13 protein-coding genes are annotated in these 20,114 nt (G+C 37.9%); 7 read left to right on the top strand and 6 right to left on the bottom strand.

Annotated features, from left to right (window positions below):
* The first annotated feature begins 95 nt into the window (after window positions 1-95).
* Window positions 96-1,148 (top strand): ferrochelatase, encoded by a 1,053-nt coding sequence (gene hemH / locus NZD88_RS08775; protein WP_259828769.1) that lies wholly within the window; start codon window positions 96-98, stop codon window positions 1,146-1,148.
* Window positions 1,149-1,217: 69 nt separating this feature from the next.
* Here hemH and NZD88_RS08770 read toward each other — a convergent pair whose 3' ends face one another.
* A complete protein-coding gene (locus NZD88_RS08770) occupies window positions 1,218-3,182 on the bottom strand; it encodes a M4 family metallopeptidase (protein ID WP_259828768.1) in 1,965 nt (654 codons plus the stop codon).
* A 396-nt stretch (window positions 3,183-3,578) separates the two neighbouring features.
* Complete coding sequence (locus NZD88_RS08765) at window positions 3,579-4,793, bottom strand: type IX secretion system plug protein (RefSeq protein WP_259828767.1); 1,215 nt, start codon at window positions 4,791-4,793, stop codon at window positions 3,579-3,581.
* 70 nt (window positions 4,794-4,863) lie between these two features.
* Between NZD88_RS08765 and NZD88_RS08760 the strand changes: the two genes are divergently transcribed.
* A complete protein-coding gene (locus tag NZD88_RS08760) occupies window positions 4,864-5,502 on the top strand; it encodes an MBL fold metallo-hydrolase (protein ID WP_259828766.1) in 639 nt (212 codons plus the stop codon).
* 176 nt (window positions 5,503-5,678) lie between these two features.
* Here NZD88_RS08760 and NZD88_RS08755 read toward each other — a convergent pair whose 3' ends face one another.
* Genes NZD88_RS08755 through NZD88_RS08745 form a run of 3 tightly spaced genes read right to left on the bottom strand, consistent with a single transcriptional unit; the run spans window position 5,679 to window position 10,837 of the window.
* Window positions 5,679-8,108, bottom strand: coding sequence for a TonB-dependent receptor (locus tag NZD88_RS08755; RefSeq protein ID WP_259828765.1), 2,430 nt, complete (start codon window positions 8,106-8,108; stop codon window positions 5,679-5,681).
* 18 nt (window positions 8,109-8,126) lie between these two features.
* Window positions 8,127-9,605 carry a trehalase family glycosidase gene (locus NZD88_RS08750; RefSeq protein ID WP_259828764.1) on the bottom strand — a complete coding sequence of 493 codons (1,479 nt, stop codon included), beginning with the start codon at window positions 9,603-9,605 and terminating at the stop codon, window positions 8,127-8,129.
* Window positions 9,606-9,607: 2 nt separating this feature from the next.
* The gene (locus NZD88_RS08745; RefSeq protein WP_259828763.1) at window positions 9,608-10,837 is read right to left on the bottom strand and encodes an MFS transporter; all 1,230 of its coding nucleotides are present in this window, start codon (window positions 10,835-10,837) and stop codon (window positions 9,608-9,610) included.
* Between the two features lie 123 nt (window positions 10,838-10,960).
* Between NZD88_RS08745 and NZD88_RS08740 the strand changes: the two genes are divergently transcribed.
* On the top strand, window positions 10,961-11,866 hold the full coding sequence (locus NZD88_RS08740) for an AraC family transcriptional regulator (RefSeq protein ID WP_259828762.1): 906 nt from the start codon (window positions 10,961-10,963) through the stop codon (window positions 11,864-11,866).
* A gap of 115 nt (window positions 11,867-11,981) precedes the next feature.
* Here the strand turns inward: NZD88_RS08740 and NZD88_RS08735 are convergent, their stop codons facing one another.
* Entirely contained in the window at window positions 11,982-12,536 is a 555-nt protein-coding gene (locus NZD88_RS08735) for a thioredoxin family protein (protein WP_073334406.1), read from the bottom strand.
* 157 nt (window positions 12,537-12,693) lie between these two features.
* Between NZD88_RS08735 and NZD88_RS08730 the strand changes: the two genes are divergently transcribed.
* The 4 genes from NZD88_RS08730 (at window position 12,694) to NZD88_RS08715 (ending at window position 19,710) form a co-directional block, all read left to right on the top strand.
* Complete coding sequence (locus tag NZD88_RS08730; RefSeq protein ID WP_259828761.1) at window positions 12,694-13,290, top strand: TetR/AcrR family transcriptional regulator; 597 nt, start codon at window positions 12,694-12,696, stop codon at window positions 13,288-13,290.
* A gap of 363 nt (window positions 13,291-13,653) precedes the next feature.
* A complete protein-coding gene (locus tag NZD88_RS08725; protein WP_259828760.1) occupies window positions 13,654-14,847 on the top strand; it encodes an efflux RND transporter periplasmic adaptor subunit in 1,194 nt (397 codons plus the stop codon).
* A gap of 7 nt (window positions 14,848-14,854) precedes the next feature.
* Window positions 14,855-18,034: an efflux RND transporter permease subunit gene (locus NZD88_RS08720; RefSeq protein ID WP_259828759.1), complete on the top strand. Its 3,180-nt coding sequence runs from the start codon at window positions 14,855-14,857 to the stop codon at window positions 18,032-18,034.
* A gap of 263 nt (window positions 18,035-18,297) precedes the next feature.
* Complete coding sequence (locus NZD88_RS08715) at window positions 18,298-19,710, top strand: efflux transporter outer membrane subunit (RefSeq protein ID WP_259828758.1); 1,413 nt, start codon at window positions 18,298-18,300, stop codon at window positions 19,708-19,710.
* Window positions 19,711-20,114: the final 404 nt, after the last annotated feature.

Below are 20,114 nucleotides of genomic sequence, written 5' to 3'. Positions count from 1 at the left end.
AAAGTCTCATGTCTCTGATCTCATGTCTGAAATCTGACATTTAGCCTCTATATCCACACCCTATCAATTGAAATTATAATTAAAAAAAGAAAGTTTTGCAGAAAGAATCCCTCCCGTCAAAGAAAGGAATTTTATTAGTCAATCTGGGATCACCAAGATCAACGGCAGTAAATGATGTAAAGGAGTATCTTGACGAATTTCTGATGGATGAAAGAGTGATTGATTACCGGTGGATCTTCAGATCACTTTTAGTTCAGGGAATTATTCTTAAAACAAGACCTGCAAAATCTGCAGAAGCCTATAAAACAGTATGGACGGATGAAGGTTCGCCTTTAATTGTCATCACTCAAAAAATTCAGAAAAAACTACAGAAAATTGTTGATGTTCCTGTAGAAATCGGAATGAGATATGCTGAACCCAGTATTGAAACAGGAATTCAGAAGTTAGTGGACCAGGGAGTTTCTGAAATTGTTCTTTTTCCATTGTATCCTCAATACGCAATGAGTACTACAGAAACAGTGATTGAAAAAGCTGAAGAAGTAAGAAAAAAGAAGTTTCCAAAGGTAAAAATCAATTATATACAGCCTTTTTACAACAGAGATATCTACATCAACTGTTTGGCAGAAAGCATCAGGGAAAAACTTCCTGAAAACTTCGATGCCTTACAGTTCTCTTTTCATGGTGTTCCGGAAAGGCACATCTATAAAACCGATCCATCCAACACCTGTAAGATTGATGATGCCAACTGTATTAACAGCCAGGTAGATACTCACAATGCTTATTGCTACAGACATCAATGTTATAAAACTACGGAAGCTGTTATTGCTAAGATGGGTCTTCCCAAAGAGAAAACCATTGTTTCTTTCCAGTCAAGATTGGGAAATGACAAATGGATTGAACCTTATACAGATGAGACTTTAGAAACGATTCCTAAAAAAGGAGTGAAAAATCTTGCCGTTGTATGCCCGGCTTTTGTTTCCGACTGCCTTGAAACTTTGGAAGAAATTTCAGTAGAAGGTAAAGAACAGTTTCAGCATGGAGGCGGTGAAAACTTCCACTATATTCCGTGCCTGAACGATGAAGACCGCTGGATCGATGTGGTAAAAATACTTTGTGAAGAAAAACTGAGTGATTTTTATTTGGTATAACTTCGTTAATACATAAAACAAAAGGGCCACAAAATTAATTTTGTGGCCCTTTTTAAGATATATTAAAATTTATTTCTTGATCAGGTTTCCTGCTTTTTGTCCGTTAACCGTTACTACATATACTCCTGAAAGGATATTAGACGGAAGCTTAACATCTATTTTATTATTACCGTCGGTAATCTTGATCTTTTCAGAAAGCTCTCTTTTTCCTGTCAGGCTAACTAGTTCAACAATTCCGTTTCCTTCTTTTCCTTTGAATTCAACAGTAAATCTATCGGTAGCCGGATTTGGGCTGATGGTGTAAAGTGAAACATCTGGTGCTGCTATTTTTCCTGCCGCAGAAGTACCACCGCCAACACCTACTGCATTCCATGCATTGGTAACCTGCGTTACTTCATTACTTCCTGCTCCGTATAAATCTGCAGCTGCCTGAAGTGAGTAAGTTCTTGCATTAGCATAAGTAGAAGAAGAAATAAGGTAGTTGGTAAGTGTTCTGTAAGAAATAGCTGCTGCCTTATCCAGACCTATTCCTGAAACATTGTAAGCAAAGCCTTTATCATTGGTTCCCGATCCTCCGGTTACCAGTAAATAGTACCAGAAGTTAAGAACTCCTGAATTGGTATGTACACCGCAAGAATCGTTATATCCAGGTAAATTTGGGTTTCCCTGAGGAGTACAAGAGCTGCTCGCATCTTTCCAATACGTTCCTTTATAAGTATCAGGTTGGCTGTAAGCATTAGGATTGGCCATATCTCTGATGACATAACTGAAATCTTCTCCTAATTTCCAGCTTGCCTGTGTTGGTCTCGCCCAAAGTTCTATCGTGTTTCCAAAAATATCAGAGAAACCTTCATTCAGGGCTCCTGATTCTCTTTGATAAGCAAGATTGGCTGTTTTTGTGGTCAAACCATGGGTAATCTCATGGCCGCAAACATCAAGAGCCGTTAGTGGCTTACCTCCGTTTGTCGTAGAGCTGCCGTCTCCGTAAGTCATCCTGGTACCATCCCAAAACGCATTAAAATAATTGGTTGAATAATGAACATAAGATTTGATAGCAAAATTATTATTATCTATACTTTTTCTTCCAAATTTTGTATACAAATAATCCAAAGTCATTTCAGCTCCCCAATGCGCATCGGTAGCATATTGATCTTTATTTGTATTGACATTGTTCCAATTGTTATCCGTATCTGTAAAATCTACGGCTGATGAATAGTTGGTCCCTTTTTTCAGGTTATATGTTTCTACAGCGGTTCCGCCATTTCTTCCTGTTTCTCTTAATCTGTAACTTCCGCTATATGAGTCGGCGACAATAGCTTTGTTTCCACTATAACCCGTTGTAGCTGTTCCCGGAGCATTGGTTTCATGAATCAAAGCATTTGTTCCTAAAACGTTACCATTTTTAGCATCCACAAAAACATATTGTCTGCTTAATGGTTTTTCTGCATAGATATCAAATTTGTAGGCAAGCCTCACATCTCCCAGCTTCTCATCAGAAGGATCTGAATAGTACACCAATTCTCCTTTTGGGGCAAAACTTGCATTAATATCTTTAGATTCTTTTTTAATGAATTCCTCTTCTTCTTTGTTCTGCCATTTATAAGAATCGGCTCCTACAAAAGATAAGGCATTTTGCAATGCAATACTTTCAGAAATATTGGCTTTCTTTTCTGCCCCTGCAGTTTCTTTAAGTATCCACTTCCCGGTTTCTCCTACAATTTTTCCATTTTTGGTCTGTACAGCCATCATTCCATATTCTACGGGAATTCCATTAATGGTCTGTTGAAACCTGTGGGTCTCAAAGCCCAACTGATCTTTTTCTGATCCTAGTTTACGAGCTTGTCCCGGTGAAAGCCTCTGAGATGTTTCATCAAATAAAACGGGCTCCCCTTTAAAGGCAGGACCATTTTTTTCAAATCTCATAAATTCTGCATGGAGGCCACTTTTACCCGGAATTAGTTTTGATGGAGTTTCCTGTCCAAAAGTAAAGGAGAAAGCTGCAACGCTTACTGCTAAGATAAATTTTGTTTTCATAAAAAAAATTGTTTAACGTGAAACGAATTTATATTTTTTTCGTAAAAAAACTACAAAACCAGTAAATAAAATTCAATAAATAAATAGAACAATTGTTTTAAATTTAAAAATATTTTAAAAACATTGTAATTAATTGAAAATATTTTTATCTCTATAAAAATTATAGACTAATAATTTTTACATAATTCAATATTTTATGAAATATTTTTTTCAATATGCAAAGCATAATATATAATTATCTTATACATCCTTTGATTTTCTCTATACTTATTTATTCATCATCGTTTCAAAAAAAAAACCATCTCATGAGAGATGGTTTTTCTATATCGTGTTCTATTTTAAGTAATTTGTTATTTCTATGAATAGTCTACAAAAAAAGGGGTAATTTATTCAATATTATTTCCCAATTGGTGTTCTGAATTCACCATATCCCATCAGTCCGTCATAATTACGTCCGAAAGGAGCATAATATAGAAATGCCTGATATAGGTTTTCAGTCTGCCAGAAATTACCATTTATTTCTCCGAAATTCAGAGATCCGTCACCTTCTTTTGTTGCGAGGATATAGTTGTAAAAACCCTGCTTTAGAAATATTCTGGCTACGTACCTTTTATTGGCTGCATCATACTGCATCAGATTTTCTTTACCCGCTTTAAAATTATTAAAACCTCCCATTACATAAATTTCTTTATCCACAGGATCCGAATCCAATGAAAAATGGACCCAGGAATAATCAGCTTCTCTTTCAGCATTTCTTTCCAATCCCAGATCATTTCTTCTGTAATACCATGCTCCGTTGACGTCTGGCTGATACTGATAATTGAGTGGAAAAGCCCATACCGGATGCAGATAAGTCTGATTGATACCGTCCTTCAGTTCTGTAGCTCTCACCATGTCTGCGGCCATATTCATATTCTTGTTATCAAAATAATAGAATTCGTTATTGCCCGGAAATGTTAAGTTCATCTGTTGAAAAAGCAATTGGTTTCCTAAAGTCGCACTGGGTTTAAGAGTATTAACCACCATATTAGGATTGTTGTTCTGCATCACATTCAAAGTCATAGAATTGACATTAGAAGAAAGATCTCCTGCTTTTGAAGTCGCTTTTACTTCCACTCTCTGATTCACATTTGGATTTTTGGCATCTGCAATCCTTGAAATATTTAAAGCAATAGTAGCAGCATCTTCTACCAGATAAAAACGTCTTTTGAAAAGAGGTTTGTCTGCAGAATCTTTATAAACGATCAACTCAAAATTTCCTGAAATTTTCGGCTGGATTTTATCGTTCGGAAAGGTAAGCTTATAGTGTGTGTAAGGCTGCAACGTATTAAAAGAATATTGAAACTGATCTAAAAGCGCGTTTAGGCTTCCCGTTGCAATTTCTGTAAAAAACAGGTTGTCATCGTTCCAGTTTCTGTCGTAATGCTTGATGGTGTATCGATAGATCTCACTGGCATTGGTAAGGTCATCAAAGCTTAAAACCAATTGTTCCCCAAACCTGATCACAGGAGTTTCATCGTTCGTCTGCGGATTAAAAAGCTGGATGCTTTGGATATTCTGTCCAAAAACCAGTCCGCCCAAAGAAAGTAAAAGTATTCGCAAAGTTTTCATTATGACGAAGATAACGAAAAATCGGGATTTTCTTAATAATATCGTATTTTTGAAATAAAAAAAATCAGTTATGCTTCAGATCCAAGGCTTCGTATTTAATTTTGCCAGTGAAAACACATATATTCTTTACAACGAAAATAAAAACGCCTGGTTGATTGATCCGGGAAATATGAATGAGCAGGAAACCAAAGCTATAGAGAGCTTTATTTCTGAGAACGGACTGATAATTCAGAAGATTCTTTTAACCCATGCTCATATCGATCACGTTTTAGGGCTTCAGTGGGCTTTCGACACCTTTAAAGTACCTGTCCATATGCATCAGGACGATCAGGAAGTACTGGATATGCTTCAGGCCAGCGGAATGCGATTCGGATTCTCTGTTAATCCTGTAAAAGTAGATATCACTTATATTAATGAAGGTGAAGTCCTTGACCTGGACGGAGAAAAATTTAAAATTTACCATGTTCCGGGACATTCACCGGGAAGTGTGGTTTACCATAATGAAGATCAGAAATTCATGATTTCAGGAGATGTTCTTTTTGAAGGAAGCATCGGAAGAACCGATCTTTACAAAGGAAACCATGAGTTACTGATCGACGGAATCACCAACAAATTATTTATTCTGGATGATGAAACTCAGGTTTTCTCAGGCCACGGTAATCCTACAACGATTGGCTTTGAAAAGCAGTATAATCCGTTTTTCAAATAGTTTCGCGATGCGGAGTTTGAGTGTATTAGGGTTTTAGAGTATATGAGGTATCAAGTCTATGATCTCATGTCTGAAGTCTTGATTCCTGGCTTTTACCTCTCCGTTTTTTTCGACAAAAAATCAAAACCGCCAGAAAAGATTCTGACGGTTTTTTTATGAAGAAAATAAATATAAGTTTAAAAATCGAGTGTGATAGATGCTCTTACGGCTGCTCCCATAATTGGTCGTGCCATAATAGTTCCGTCTCCGGTTGGAGAACCAGCTCTTGGATCGCCTTCTGTAATACCGATTGTATTAAAGATATTAGTTCCATCAACAGCAAAACGGAGTTTTCCCAACTGATAAGAAGTTCCGGCTCCAAATTCGCTGAATGACGGTAAAGTCTGAACATTCAACTGGTCCTGGAAACGTTTTCCATAGTAGTTATAGCTTACATATGTTCTCCACTGTTTGGTAATATTTACAGCTGGTGAAATATTAAAATATACCTTTGGCATTCTTCTTACCACATTTCCTTCCAAAAGACTTCCTTCTTCCAATCCGCTGTATTTTGGATTTTGAATGGTTCCGTTGAAAGTAAGCTCCAACATATTGTTAAACAATCTTGCATATCCTTCCAGCTCCACTCCATAATTTTTGGTATTGGCAAAAGTATTTTCTGAAGTTCCGTTAGAAAACACATCTGTAAATGATAGATTTTTAAGTGTTGAATAAAAAGGGATCACCGCAATATCAAATGTACGGGAGTAATATTTATAACCCAATTCTACCTGATTGGTTAATACCGGTTTTAAAGGCTGGTCCGGATTTGGGGTGGTGAAATAATTATAATATGCCTCTTCATTTGGAGATCTGAATCCGTGAGAGAAACGTGCATAAACAGCATTTTCTTTATTAATTTTATAGTTGGTAGCCAAAGTATAGGAAAGCTTATCAATATCATAACTCCAGTAGTTATATTTGTTTCCTAAAACACTCATGTTATCATCCGCAGTTGTCGTATTGAAACTGTGCGTACCATCAGTAGTTAAGCCAGAATTATTCAGATTGGCCGTTGTGGTATTTACCGAATATCCTTTATAGAAATCACGGCTATAACGAAGTCCCGCATTGATACTTAAATTATCTGTAATGTTATAATCTAAGTTGGCATAAAGATCATTCAAACTTCCCTGAACCTGAGAATCTCTCAACAGGAAAGACATATCTGTAACTCCGTTATACGTTTTAGAATATCCTGTAGAATTTGGAGTAAGGGAAGTATCAACCAGATTAAGAAGTTCCGGCTTATCTGATGCTGTTGCCAGAATATTACTCCAGTTCCAGTTCTGATGCGATTTCCAGTTGGATTTGTAGAAACCTGCAGTTACATTTCCTTTGTCAAATTTATAATTCAACTGTAAGTCGTTCACGAAATTATTCATCTGCTTATCAATAGCCCAGAAGCCTAATTCCTGAACATAAGCAGGGTTTACAATCGCTCCGCTGCTTACTAACGAATATTGATAATTGTTTCCTGTGATTCCATTAGCGTTTGCAAATTGACCCGCTGTGGCAGGACCTCCCGCAGGGAAAATCCCTGTATAATTCATATTGATATTGGTATACCTTGTTTTATTTAAAACAGAGAAATTATTTCCAAGATCATATTTGAATTCGGCCCCTAAAACATCAACTTTCGGATGAATACCATCTTCCAGATTTCTGCTGAAAAAACCGCCTCCCGCCTGAGGAATATTGAGCTGGCTGATGGTTCTGTAACTGTAAGTTCCATAATTAGCATCAAAACCCGAAAATTCTTTCAAATCATTCCCGTTTTGAGTTAAAGGAATCGGAAGGAAAAAAGTATTTCTATCGTCTAATTTTTTGTAATATACTTTAGCATAGCCTTTATCAAAGACATATTTAAGATTCATTCTGATCTGCCCGCCGTTGTTGGCTCTGAAACCTGTCTTTCTGATTCCATTATCCGTTCTGTAGAATCCGCCTACATTAAAGAAAAGTTTATCCTGAACCAATGCACCGCCTACATTCACATCTGTACGCATCAACCCATAAGTACTGGTTTCCAGTTTAGCAGTTCCTTTAAAGTCGTTACTTCCTTCTTTAGTAATAAAGTTGATCAGACCTCCCGGAGAATTGGTTGCATAAATGGAACCCGAACCTCCTCTTAAAGCTTCCAGCCTGCTTACCGAATTATCTACACGGAAAAAATTATCTGCATTGGCAAACTGAAGTGCTCCGTCTTCAAAAACCGGAAGTCCGTCTTCCTGAACCTGCACGAATTCGTAAGCTCCTGCCGAAGGAATACCTCTTGCGAAAAGGTTGTTTCCCACTTCACCTCCTGAAGTTTCCACAGCAAAGCCCGGAACTCTCTGTAAAAGAGCCGCAGCACTGATAGGATTCTGTTTCTGAATCTCTTTGGCCGTAAACGTAGAGATAGCCGTACTGGATTCTATTTTCTTTTTCGGACCGGAGTTTCCGGTAATAACGATCTGGTCTATAGAAGACGTTTTGATGGTGTCCTGAGGGGTTTCCTGAGCATACGCATTGTTAAAGTAAAGCGTAGCGGTGGCAGCCATTAAAAATATCGATCTTTTTTTCATAGCATGATTTTTATATAGTTAGTTTTGTTTTAATTTGAGATAGACCCCATTTGTCCATCCGAATCCATCCTGATTCGGATATTCTCCGCCTCCCGCAATTGTTTCAGTGTCTAACGCGTTGTATTTTTCCATTAATTTTCCGGTGTTGCTGTATACCCTTTCCACATTGTTGCACCAGTTATTCTTTATTTCCTCAGCCAGTTCATAGAAACCGTAATTCTTCATTGCTTTAAAACCTAGCCACTGATAGGGCGCCCATGCATTCGGAAGATCCCATTGCTGGCCGGTTTTTTTTGTAGTGGTCACAAGACCTCCCTGATACAGAAACTTCTCTGCGATATTTTTAGCCACAGATTCTGCCTGTGCCTGATCTGCCAGTCCCAGAAATAATGGATAAAGAGCAGCAATATGTTCAGACGGTGTATTTTTGTGTTTTTTTAAGTGATAATCTTTATAACATTCAGTGTTTTCATCCCAAAAGTAGGTGTTGATCATCTGTCTGCGTCTTGCTGCTCTTTGAGTAAAATAATTTTCTTTTTCTGTCAGATTCAGAAGCGCTGAAGATTTTGCCAGTGTTTTCTCCAAATGCCATAAAAGGCTGTTCAGGTCCACTTCTGCAATATTCAGTGTTTCTATCGTCTGTATATGTTCTCCGTCTGCAAACCATCTGCTGGAAAAATCCCAACCGGATTCGCAGGCACTTCTTATATTTCTGTAAAATTCCTCTCCTGTATTTTCACTGTCCTCAATATCGATCAGATAACTTTCAGGGCGGGGTGCATTTTCTGCGTCATAATAACGGTTCAGAATATCTCCGTCCTTCGTTTTTGCCACTCTTTTCACACTGGATCCATTCTCCAGCCACTCTTCCCCATTCATCCAGAAAGCATATTCTTTCTCTAAAGTATCATGATATTGGGTATAAATTTTCTCGTCATTGCTTGTTTCAAAAAGAAGATCCAGCATCAGCGAAAAATAAGGAGGCTGTGAACGGCTCAGGAAGTGAGTTCTGCTCGCATTAGGAACAAAGCCTACATTCTGAATTAAATAGGAACAGTTCTCCACGATATTCTCCATCATTTCTGTTCTTTCCGAAACCTGCAGTCCTAACATAATAAAGTAGCTGTCCCAATAGAAAAACTCATTAAAACGTCCTCCTGGCACGATATAAGGCTTAGGGAGTTTCAATAAGGTCCCTTTTTCTTCATAAGCAGTACGGGTCAGTTCATCCCAAAGCTTTTCAATATGTTGCCCAATAGGTAACTGACCTTCTCTGTGGATAGAAATTTTTGCTCCCAGAAAATCAAAATTCGCCATTACAAACTCTTTCAGATTAAATCCTTCGTTTCCTTTTTTCTTTTCATATTCCGCATTGATCTCCGAAACAGGAAACATGGGAACGGCATCTGTCATCATCTTCTGATCTTCAAAGATCTTTGCTCTCTGTACATCATCAAAAAGAGCCTGGATTTCGTTTATGTAAAGCTGTTTATTCATTGTTATTTCTTAGGATTTATTTTTAATTTATTCATGAAAAAGGCCGAAATGATCAGAAGGGAAAGCGGTATCAGTGAAAGATAAAACGCCTGCTGCCCACTGAATTCCTGAAAGACAAAACCTGTAATCATAGAGCCTATCGTTCCTCCAATTGCCGAGAAAACAACAATTAATCCGGACATAGCACTGTGTAAATATTTTGGAATGGATGCCAGGATCACAGAATTGATACTTGGATAAATCGGTGCCAGCAAACCTCCCATTAAAGGAAATAAATACACCACAAGAGGAGCATTAAACCAGCCTGTTCCTTCATCAATCTTAATATGATGAGTCAATGGCAGAACCAGAATGATACTGATTGCAAAACCGATCACACAGAAAGAAACCACATAGATCCAGCTGAATTTCTTAGAGAAAAAGCCTGATAAAAATCTTCCCAGCGCAAAAGCCCCGGCCAAAACTGCCCCGGCCTGAATACTCATTGAAGTCGGAAGTTTTAAAATTTCTTTGTAAAAAGTAGGAGTCCATGTCTGGAAACTCTGTTCTACCAATACAAATAAAAAGGCACACAAGAGGAAAAACAATACTTTCTTATAGCTGAAAAGACTTATACTATTTTTAAGATCTCCCAGTAAATCGGTTTTCTCGCTTCTGGCTTCACTTTCATTTAATTTTGAAAAGAATAAAAACAAAAATGACAATGCGGAAAGCGTCCCTAGCACCCAATATACGTTCAGCCACTGGGTAGATTTTGGATTATGGTCATCTATGAATAAACTGAAAAGGACATTTCCTGCCAATACCCCAATCATGAAAAATCCTTCCAGAAACCCCATGAAGCTGGAATGTTCCTTATCCGTATTGGTCACAAGACCGATGGAGGTAAAAACTGAGATCTTTATGAGTGCAAATGAAATTCCTACCATTGCGAATAGCAATTTAAAAAACCAGAAATCATTGGCAAAAGGCATCACAAAACACATACAGCTCACCAGGAAAAGGGCAATAAGCATTGAATTCCTGATCCCGATCTTAGGTAGAAATGAAGCCAGAATAAATGAACATATTGCGATTGGAAGATCCTTAAACCCTTCCAGAATACTGGCTGAAGATTTTGAAATTCCAAAGTTCTGCTGTACCTGCAGAATAACGGTTCCCACGGAATTCAAAAGAATCGCGAAAACAAAATAATTTAAAAATAATACAGCTTTAATATTGAAATTTTTCATGGAGATCATTTCTTGTCGGCTAAGATAGAAGCATTTCACTTAACATTAATTTAACACAATAAATCAATATTTGAACTATATTAATATAATTAGTATTTTTATTGATTAAATATGATTAATTAGATGAAAGTCAGTTTTGAAAGAATAATCCCCAGCGAAAAGAGCTCCTTCCGTACCCTGCACAACAATTCGCCCATCAGCGAATTCAAATGGCAGTATCATTATCATCCGGAAATCGAGTTGGTTTGTGTCACTTCCGGGAACGGCACCCGCCATGTTGGCTATCACAAAAGCAATTATACCAACGGCGATCTGGTTTTAATCGGTTCCAATATTCCCCATTCGGGATTTGGATTAAATTCAACAGATCCACATGAGGAAATTGTGCTTCAGTTCAGAGAAGATATTCTCCAGTTTCCGGAACAGGAAGTGGAAGCAAGATCTATTAAAAATTTGCTGGAGCTTTCTAAATATGGGATCCACTTTCCCCATAAAATCAAAAAAGTAATGCTCCCCAAGCTGAAACTGATGCTGGAATCGGAAGGCTATAAAAGATATTTACTATTGCTTGATATTCTATTTGAACTTTCAAAATATAAGGATTATGATCTTTTGAACAAGGAAATTATGCCATATACCATTATTTCAAAAAATAAAACAAGACTGGAAAATATCTTTACTTATGTAGAGCACAATTACGATAAAGAAATCAATATTGAAGAGGTAGCCAAACTGGCCAATCTGACACTGCCAGCTTTCTGTAATTTCTTTAAAAAAGCGACCCAGATCACCTTTACAGAATTTGTGAACCGGTATCGCATCAATAAAGCCTGTCTGCTGATGGCTCAGGATAAAAGCATCTCAGAATGCAGTTATAGCTGCGGGTTTAATAATGTGACTTACTTCAACCGGATGTTTAAGAAGTATACGGAAAAGACACCTTCTGAGTTTATCAAAAACTATTCTCATAATAAAGTGAGTGTAGATTTGAAAGTTGAGAATGAGGTTAAGTTTAAAGCCAGCTTTTAATTTTTTTATCCCTGGCAAGATTTTAAATCTTACTAGGGGTAAAAAAAGCTGCTCTTAAAAAGAACAGCTTTATACTTATATATATGATGGTTAAAAATTTCAACCATTTACAGCATTACTTCCATTTGATATTGCATCCCATGCTTGGTTTCTGAATCTCTTCCTGAGGTTCTCCTAACAAAAGATTTTCAAAAGCAATGATCAGATCTTCTCCGGTTACGTCTTTGTTGTTCCCAGGTCTTGAATCATCCATTTGTCCTCTATAGATAAGGTCTAATTTATCATCAAAGAAATAGAAATCCGGTGTGCAGGCTGCATCATAAGCTTTTGCTACGGCCTGGCTTTCGTCATACAGATATGGAAAATCAAAATTTCTTTCGATTTGGAATTCTATCATTTTTTCCGGAGCATCAGCCGGATATTTTTCTACATTATTAGCATTGATCGCAATGAATTCAATTCCTTTTTCATTGTAGTCTTCATACAGTTCGTTGATCTTATCGATCACGTGAAGAACAAACGGACAATGGTTGCACATAAAGATCACCAGTGTTCCTTTCTCTCCTTTCAGTTCGTCAAGAGATTGGATCTCATTAGTTTTTGAAGGGTTCGGAAGCTCGAAAAACGGAGCTTTAGTTCCTAGGGCCAACATATTTGAGGGAGTATTCATATCCTATATTTTCTTTAATGGCAAATATAAAGTTTCTTTTTCATACAAGCCAATCTGCGGATTTATAAACTTGCGTTAAATGTTAATTATCAAATATTATTTGGAAGTTATGACTAAAAGTTTGTAGTTTTGCTAACACCGTTAGTAAATAAATATCATGGGCCTACATGAACGTCGTCAAAGAGAGAAAGAATCCATCCGTGCAAATATTTTGCAGGCGGCTTTCGGTTTGGCTAAAACAGAGGGCTGGGCTTCATTGTCAATGCGTAAGATTGCAGATGCCATTGAGTACAGTGCTCCTGTAGTCTATGATTATTTTGAAAACAAAGAAGCGATCTTGTATGAAATTTCTATAAACGGCTTTCACTGCCTTCATATAGAATTATTAAAAGCTCAGAGCAAATTTGAAACTCCCGAAGAGCAGCTTATTGCTATAGTAGATGCTTACTGGAATTTTGCTTTTAAAAATAAAGAATACTATCAACTGATGTTCGGTTTGGGAATGCAGTGCAGCGGTAAAGGCCAGATGAAAGAAGAATTTTCATCATTTCAGGACCTGATCTATGAATGTACCTACAACATTATTAAGAAGAACGGATCTAATCCCGACAATGCCTGTCATATGTCTCACGCCTTATTTTCGGCGGTGCACGGTCTGATCTCTATTATGATGATGCGAAATTCTGATATTCCTTCCACGATGAATAAAACGACTCTGGACGAAACCGTTTCAGCTTTCGTTAAGTCTTTGTAAATTTTTTTTGAACTTAAAATTAACAGCGTTAGGAAAAATAACATCGGATATCAGTTAAAGATTCATTTAAAAAATTAAAAAAAGTACCAATGGAAACTATTATTTAAAATTGCAGGAGGCTTTTATCATAAAGCTTAACACTGTTAGATAAATTAACACACACTTAATATACCTCATCTTAAAGACAAACCAACATTAAAAAAAACAGACAGCTACTATGAAAATGACGATCTGACTCGTTTATTAAAAATTCTGGAATTTTTTTTGAACTAATTATTAACACCGTTAGGAAAAATAACAGAAATTATTTAAAAGAACACTATTACTTAAATCTAACACTTCATTAAAAAAATTAAACCAACAATGAAAATACCTGGAAAAATAAGGTTTATCGTACTTATATCAAGTATTATCCTTTTGCAGAACTGTACCCAAGCAGCAGAAGGTTCCAATGCAGCACCGCCTGCTCCGGAACTTCCGGTTTACACCGTGATCACCTCTCCAGCTACAACATATCAGGAATTCCCTACCGCACTGGAAGGTAAAAACAATGTAGAAATCAGATCTCAGGTAGATGGATACCTGGACAGGATCTACGTTGAAGAAGGCGCTTACGTAAGAGCCGGACAGCCTTTATTTAAAATAGATTCAAGAGCATATGGCGAGCAAATGAATATGGCTCAGGCCAATTTACAGGTTGCCAATGCCAATATTCAAAAAGCTAAAGTAGAAGTTGACAGACTTCAGCCATTGGTAGCTGCGAAAGTAGTTTCCGATGTACAGATGAAAACGGCAAAAGCAAACTATGCAGCCGCAGTAGCCGCAGCATCACAGGCACAAGCTTCCGTAGGTGGTGCCAGAATCAATGTAGGATTTACCACCATCACAGCACCGGTAAGCGGATACATCGGAAGAATTCCTTACAAAAAAGGAAGCCTGATTTCAAGAACAGATCCAAGCCCATTGACACTATTATCGGATATCAGCGAAATTTATGCTTACTTCTCTTTAAGTGAACTGGATTTTATTGCGTTTCAGAACAAATATCCCGGAGCAACTTTAGATGAAAAGCTGAAGAATATGCCAATGGTAGACCTGGTGATCGCAGACAACAGTACTTACCCTGAAAAAGGAAAAATGAGTATTGTAGACGGACAGTTTGATAAAACTACCGGAGCCATCACCGTTCGTGCCGTTTTCCCTAATACCAAAGGTTCTTTAAGAACAGGAAATACAGGAAGAGTGCGTATGCCTCAGATGCTTTCCAATGTTCTGGTCGTTCCACAGGAATCTACTTTTGAAATTCAGGATAAAACCTATGTCTATATTTTAGGTAAAGACAACAAAGTAACCAGCAAACCGATTAAAATCTCAGGAAAAACCGAAAGCTATTACTTTGTTTCTGAAGGACTTTCTCCCGGAGAGAAAATCGTATACACCGGAATCGGAAACTTAAAGGACGGAGCTTCTATCAAGCCAAAAGCGATCTCATCGGACAGCCTATTGAGAGCTAAACCTTTGTCATCTATTCCGAATATAGAAGACTTAAAAAAATAAACTTCTTATGTTAAAACAATTTATAGAAAGACCGGTACTTTCAACGGTCATCTCCATTATACTGCTATTGCTGGGAGCCCTTTCGGTTTTCAACCTGCCGATTACGCTATTTCCGGATATTGCACCACCAAGCGTTCAGGTAACCGCTTTTTATCCGGGTGCGAACGCAGAAGTTGTAGCCCGCTCTGTTGCTGTTCCTATTGAAGAAGCAGTGAATGGAGTTGAGAACATGACTTACATGACCTCCAACTCAAGTAACGACGGTACCATGACCCTGAGTGTATTTTTCAAACAGGGCTCAGATGCGGATAATGCTGCAGTAAATGTTCAGAACCGTGTATCTAAAGCTATGAGCCAGCTTCCTCAGGAGGTAGTTCAGGCCGGAATCTCCACGCAGAAAGTACAGAACAGTATGATCATGTTTATGGGATTGTCAAGTGATGATCCTAAGCAATACGACGAACTGTTTCTTCAAAACTATCTTAAAATCAACATCATTCCTCAGATACAGCGTATTCCCGGTGTTGCTCAGGCTCAGGTTTTCGGAACGAGGGATTACTCGATGAGAATTTGGTTAAAGCCAGATCGATTAGCTGCTAATAATCTTTCTCCACAGGAAGTGATGGCTGCTATCAAAGATCATAATCTTGAAGCTGCACCAGGACGTCTTGGGCAGGGAAGTAAGGAAACTTACGAATATATTTTAAAGTATAAAGGTAAATTAAGCAAAAACGAGGACTACGAAAACATTGCTATTAAAGCCAATAATGACGGTTCATTTTTAAGGTTAAAAGATGTAGCAAGAGTAGAATTCGGTTCCTATACGTATACAGCAGCCAACAGAGTGGACGGTAAACCTGTAGCAGGTTTCGCTATTCTTCAAACTGCAGGTTCCAATGCAAATGAAATTCTTACCGAAATTGAAAAGCAGGTAGATCAGTTTTCGACCACGCTTCCCAAAGGAGTAAAGCCCATCATTATGTACAACTCCAAAGACTTCCTTGATGCTTCTATTCATCAGGTCGTTGAAACTTTGGTGATTGCATTCATCCTGGTATTTATTGTAGTATACATTTTCCTTCAGGATTTCAGATCTACATTAATTCCCGCGATTGCAGTTCCGGTTGCCATTATCGGTACCTTTTTCTTCCTGCAATTATTTGGATTCAGTATCAATATGTTGACCTTGTTCGCCTTGGTACTCGCCATCGGTATTGTGGTGGATGATGCCATCGTTGTGGTAGAGGCTGTCCATTCCAAAATGGAACAGACTGGAATGCCGGTGGAGCAAGCCACGACCAACTCTATGAGTGAAATTTCCGGCGCGATCATTTCCATTACTTTGGTGATGTGTGCCGTATTTATTCCGGTTGGTTTCATGCAGGGTCCTGCGGGGGTTTTCTACAGACAGTTTGCCTTTACATTGGTAATCGCTATCATGATCTCAGCAGTCAATGCATTAACATTAAGCCCGGCTCTTTGTGCATTACTATTAAATGATCCTCAGGGAGAACATGGTGAGCACAATCATAAAAAAGGTTTTGGAGCGAAGTTTTTCAACGCGTTCAATGTGGCCTTTAGTAATATGACCAAAAAGTACATTTACAGCCTTAAGTTTTTAATTAAAAACAAATGGGTTGCCGTAGGAGGTTTAGCTATTATTATTGCTGCAAGTGTTTTCCTGATCAATAAAGCTCCTACAGGATTTATTCCAACGGAAGACCAGGGATTTGTTTTGTATGCCGTAAATACGCCTCCGGGAAGTTCACTGGACAGAACCAACAGAGCTACTGAACAGATTGATAAAATTGTCAATGCTGAAAAAGCGATGAAGCACCTTTGGGTAGCAGATGGAATGAACTTTATCAGTAATGCCAACGCTTCTCCTTATTCTGCAGGTTTCATTAAGCTTAAAGATTATGAAGACCGTGGCGAAATGAAAGATCCTGATCAAATTGCAGCAGCATTGACGGGAAAAGTGTCACAAGTGAAAGATGCCAACGCATTCTTCTTCAACTTCCCTACTGTACAAGGTTTTGGTAACGTTTCCGGTTTTGAATTTATGCTTCAGGATAAAACCAACGGTTCTTTTGAACAGTTAGGAACAACCACTCAAGCCTTCATCGGAGAATTGATGAAACGTCCGGAAATTGCATTCGCCTTTACCACGTATGCCGCAGGAAATCCACAGTACACAATAGATGTAGATGCTGATAAAGCGAATCAATTGGGAGTTTCTATTACGGAATTGATGCAGACTATGCAGATCTATTACGGAAGTAGTTTCGTTTCAGATTTCAACAGATTTGGAAAATATTACAGAGTAATGGCTCAGGCGGATATTCCTTATCGTACCGATGCGAATTCTCTGGAAGGAATTTATGTTAAAAATAAATCAGGTGAAATGGTTCCTGTAAAGACTTTGGTTACTTTGCAAAGAACTTTCGGACCTGAAACAGTGACGAGAAATAACCTGTTCAACGCGGTAACCATTAACGGAACTCCCAAACCTGGTTACAGTACCGGAGATGCCATTAAAGCCGTAGAAGAAGTAGCTCAGAAATCATTACCAAGAGGATATGGATATGAATGGACGGGAATTACCCGTGAGGAAATCAAGACAGGTGGACAAACTGCATTTGTATTCTTCTTAAGTATACTATTTGTGTATTTCTTATTGGCCGCTCAGTATGAAAGTTACATTCTTCCTTTTGCTGTTATTCTGACAGTTCCTACAGGGATTTTTGGAGTATTTGCTTTCACGGGGTTAGCTGGAATTGACAATAATATTTACGTTCAGGTTGGTTTGATCATGCTTGTAGGACTCTTGGCCAAAAATGCGATTCTGATTGTGGAATTTGCTGTGCAGCGAAGAAAAGCAGGAAAAACATTGATTGAGTCCGCTCTTCAGGCTTCAAGATTACGTTTGAGACCAATTCTGATGACATCATTTGCCTTCATCATCGGGATGCTTCCACTGGTTTGGAGCCAGGGAGCTGCGGCAAAAGGTAACCATTCCATCGGTATCAGTACCGTAGGAGGAATGTTTACAGGTGTGGTATTCGGGATTTTCATCATTCCGGTAATGTACGTGATCTTCCAGTACCTGCATGAAAAAATGCCAAGCAGAAAAAAGAAAAGACTTCTGAAAAAACAGCAGGAAGAACTTCTGGCTACTGCTCACTAATATATATGATATACAAAACTTTGAGATATTAAAACCATATTTTTTATAACCATTAAGGTTTTTATTAAGAGATTAAGAATATTAAGATGAGCTCCGCTTTAAGTGATGTGGACTTAAAAATCATTTGATTTTCTTAACTAAGCTTAATTCCTTCAATATTCTTAATGGTTCAATAAAAGCAAAACAATTTCTTCTACTAAAGACATGTTTGTTTTTCAACAAATCTCAAAGTTTTGTTTTCAATTAAAAGTCTATTTAAAACTATGAAAAGAATTAAGAATTTTATTCTAACCCTTATATTAGCTTTAGGCGCGGTCTCATGTGTGTCCAAACTGGCATACACAGAGCCGGACCTCCAGCTTCCGGAAAAATTCCAGTACACAGCTACTGCTGATACAGCAAGCATTGCCAACCTGGAATGGAAACAGTTTTTCAGCGATCCTATTTTACAGGGATTGATTGAAAAAGGAATTAAAAATAACTATGATCTTCAGATTGCTTTGAAACAGGTGGCTTCTTCACAGGAAAAACTCAAACAGGCAAAATATCTTCAATATCCTGATGTAGGCTTTGGTGTTTCGGCGCAAATTTCAAAACCTTCAGAAAACAGTATGAACGGGAAAAGCTTAAATTCTTTTTTAGGTCAGAACCATGTTGAAGATTATAATGCAGCATTCAACCTTTCATGGGAAGCTGATATCTGGGGGAAGATCAAAAACCAGCAGGAAGTGTCAAGAATGCAGTATCTGCAAACGTATGAAGCTACAAAAGCGGTACAGACACAGGTGGTTGCAGCTATCGCCCAGGGATATTATAATTTACTGATGCTTGATAAGCAGATGCAGATTGCCCAATCAAATCTGGAATTAAGCAATAATACCCTTTCTATTACTGAAAAAATGTGGCAAAGCGGTGATACCACTTCTTTAGGTGTTCAGCAGGCTACTGCTCAGAAACAGTCTACAGAACTTCTGATCACTCAGTTGGAACAAAATATTGCCATTCAGGAAAATGCTTTGAGTATTCTTGTGGGTGAAAATCCAAATAAAGTCAACAGAACGATTGAAATGTCTGACACTTCTCTTCCTCAGAATATTTCAGCAGGACTTCCTGCAGCGATGGTAAGCCGTCGTCCGGATGTGCGTCAGCAGGAACTGGTTCTCTTGGAGTCCAATTCAATGGTGGGAATTGCTCAGGCTAATATGTATCCTGCCTTGAAAATCACAGCAAACGGCGGTGTGAATTCATTTAAAATTGATAACTGGTTTCAGATTCCGGCATCTTTGTTCGGATCTGTATTAGGAGGAATCACCCAGCCTATTTTCCAGAAAAGACAATTGAAAACGGATCTGAATGTGGCAAAAATCCAAAGAGAGAAAAACGTATTGGCTTTTCGCCAATCTGTTTTAAATGCAGTGGGTGAGGTTTCCGATGCTTTGGTATCTAACGAAAGCCTGAAAGTTCAGGAACAGAAAGCAACAGAGCAGGTTACAACGTTAAAAAACGGAATAAAAAGTGCAGAAATGCTTTACAAGGGCGGTATGGCCAATTATCTGGAAGTGATTACAGCTCAGGGAAATTCTCTGCAGGCTGAACTGAATCTTGCGTCTGTAAAAAGACAGAGACTAAGCAGCATTGTGGATCTTTACAGAGCTCTTGGTGGCGGTTGGAAGTAGTCAATTTAATTATATTGTTTTTGGTGCGGTCTCTGGTTCAGGGACCGCATTTTTTAACGCAAAGGCTTACTGTGTAAACGTGTTATTTTGAGATTTGCAAAGATTACGGCAGAGCCGTTGTTTAAGCGACCTGATATACGCCAGCTTAGTCGAATCAATTGAAATTGATTCTCTCTTTGCTCTTTTAAATATATACTATAATAATTAAACTTTGCGTTAAAAATTCTCTGAATTAGCACTTACAAATTCCTGTTTTAAACCATTAAGTTCATTGAAGCAATTAAGTTTAGTTAAGAAAATCAATGGATTTTTTAAGCCGATACTACTTAAAGCGAAGCTCAACTTAATATTCTTAACAACTTAAATTCCTCTTAATGGTTCAAAAAAAATTGAAAACTCAGAAC

Source organism: Chryseobacterium pyrolae, assembly GCF_025153485.1.
GTDB classification, from domain to species: Bacteria; Bacteroidota; Bacteroidia; order Flavobacteriales; family Weeksellaceae; genus Chryseobacterium; species Chryseobacterium antibioticum.
This window is presented reverse-complemented; position numbering and strand designations above follow the sequence as displayed.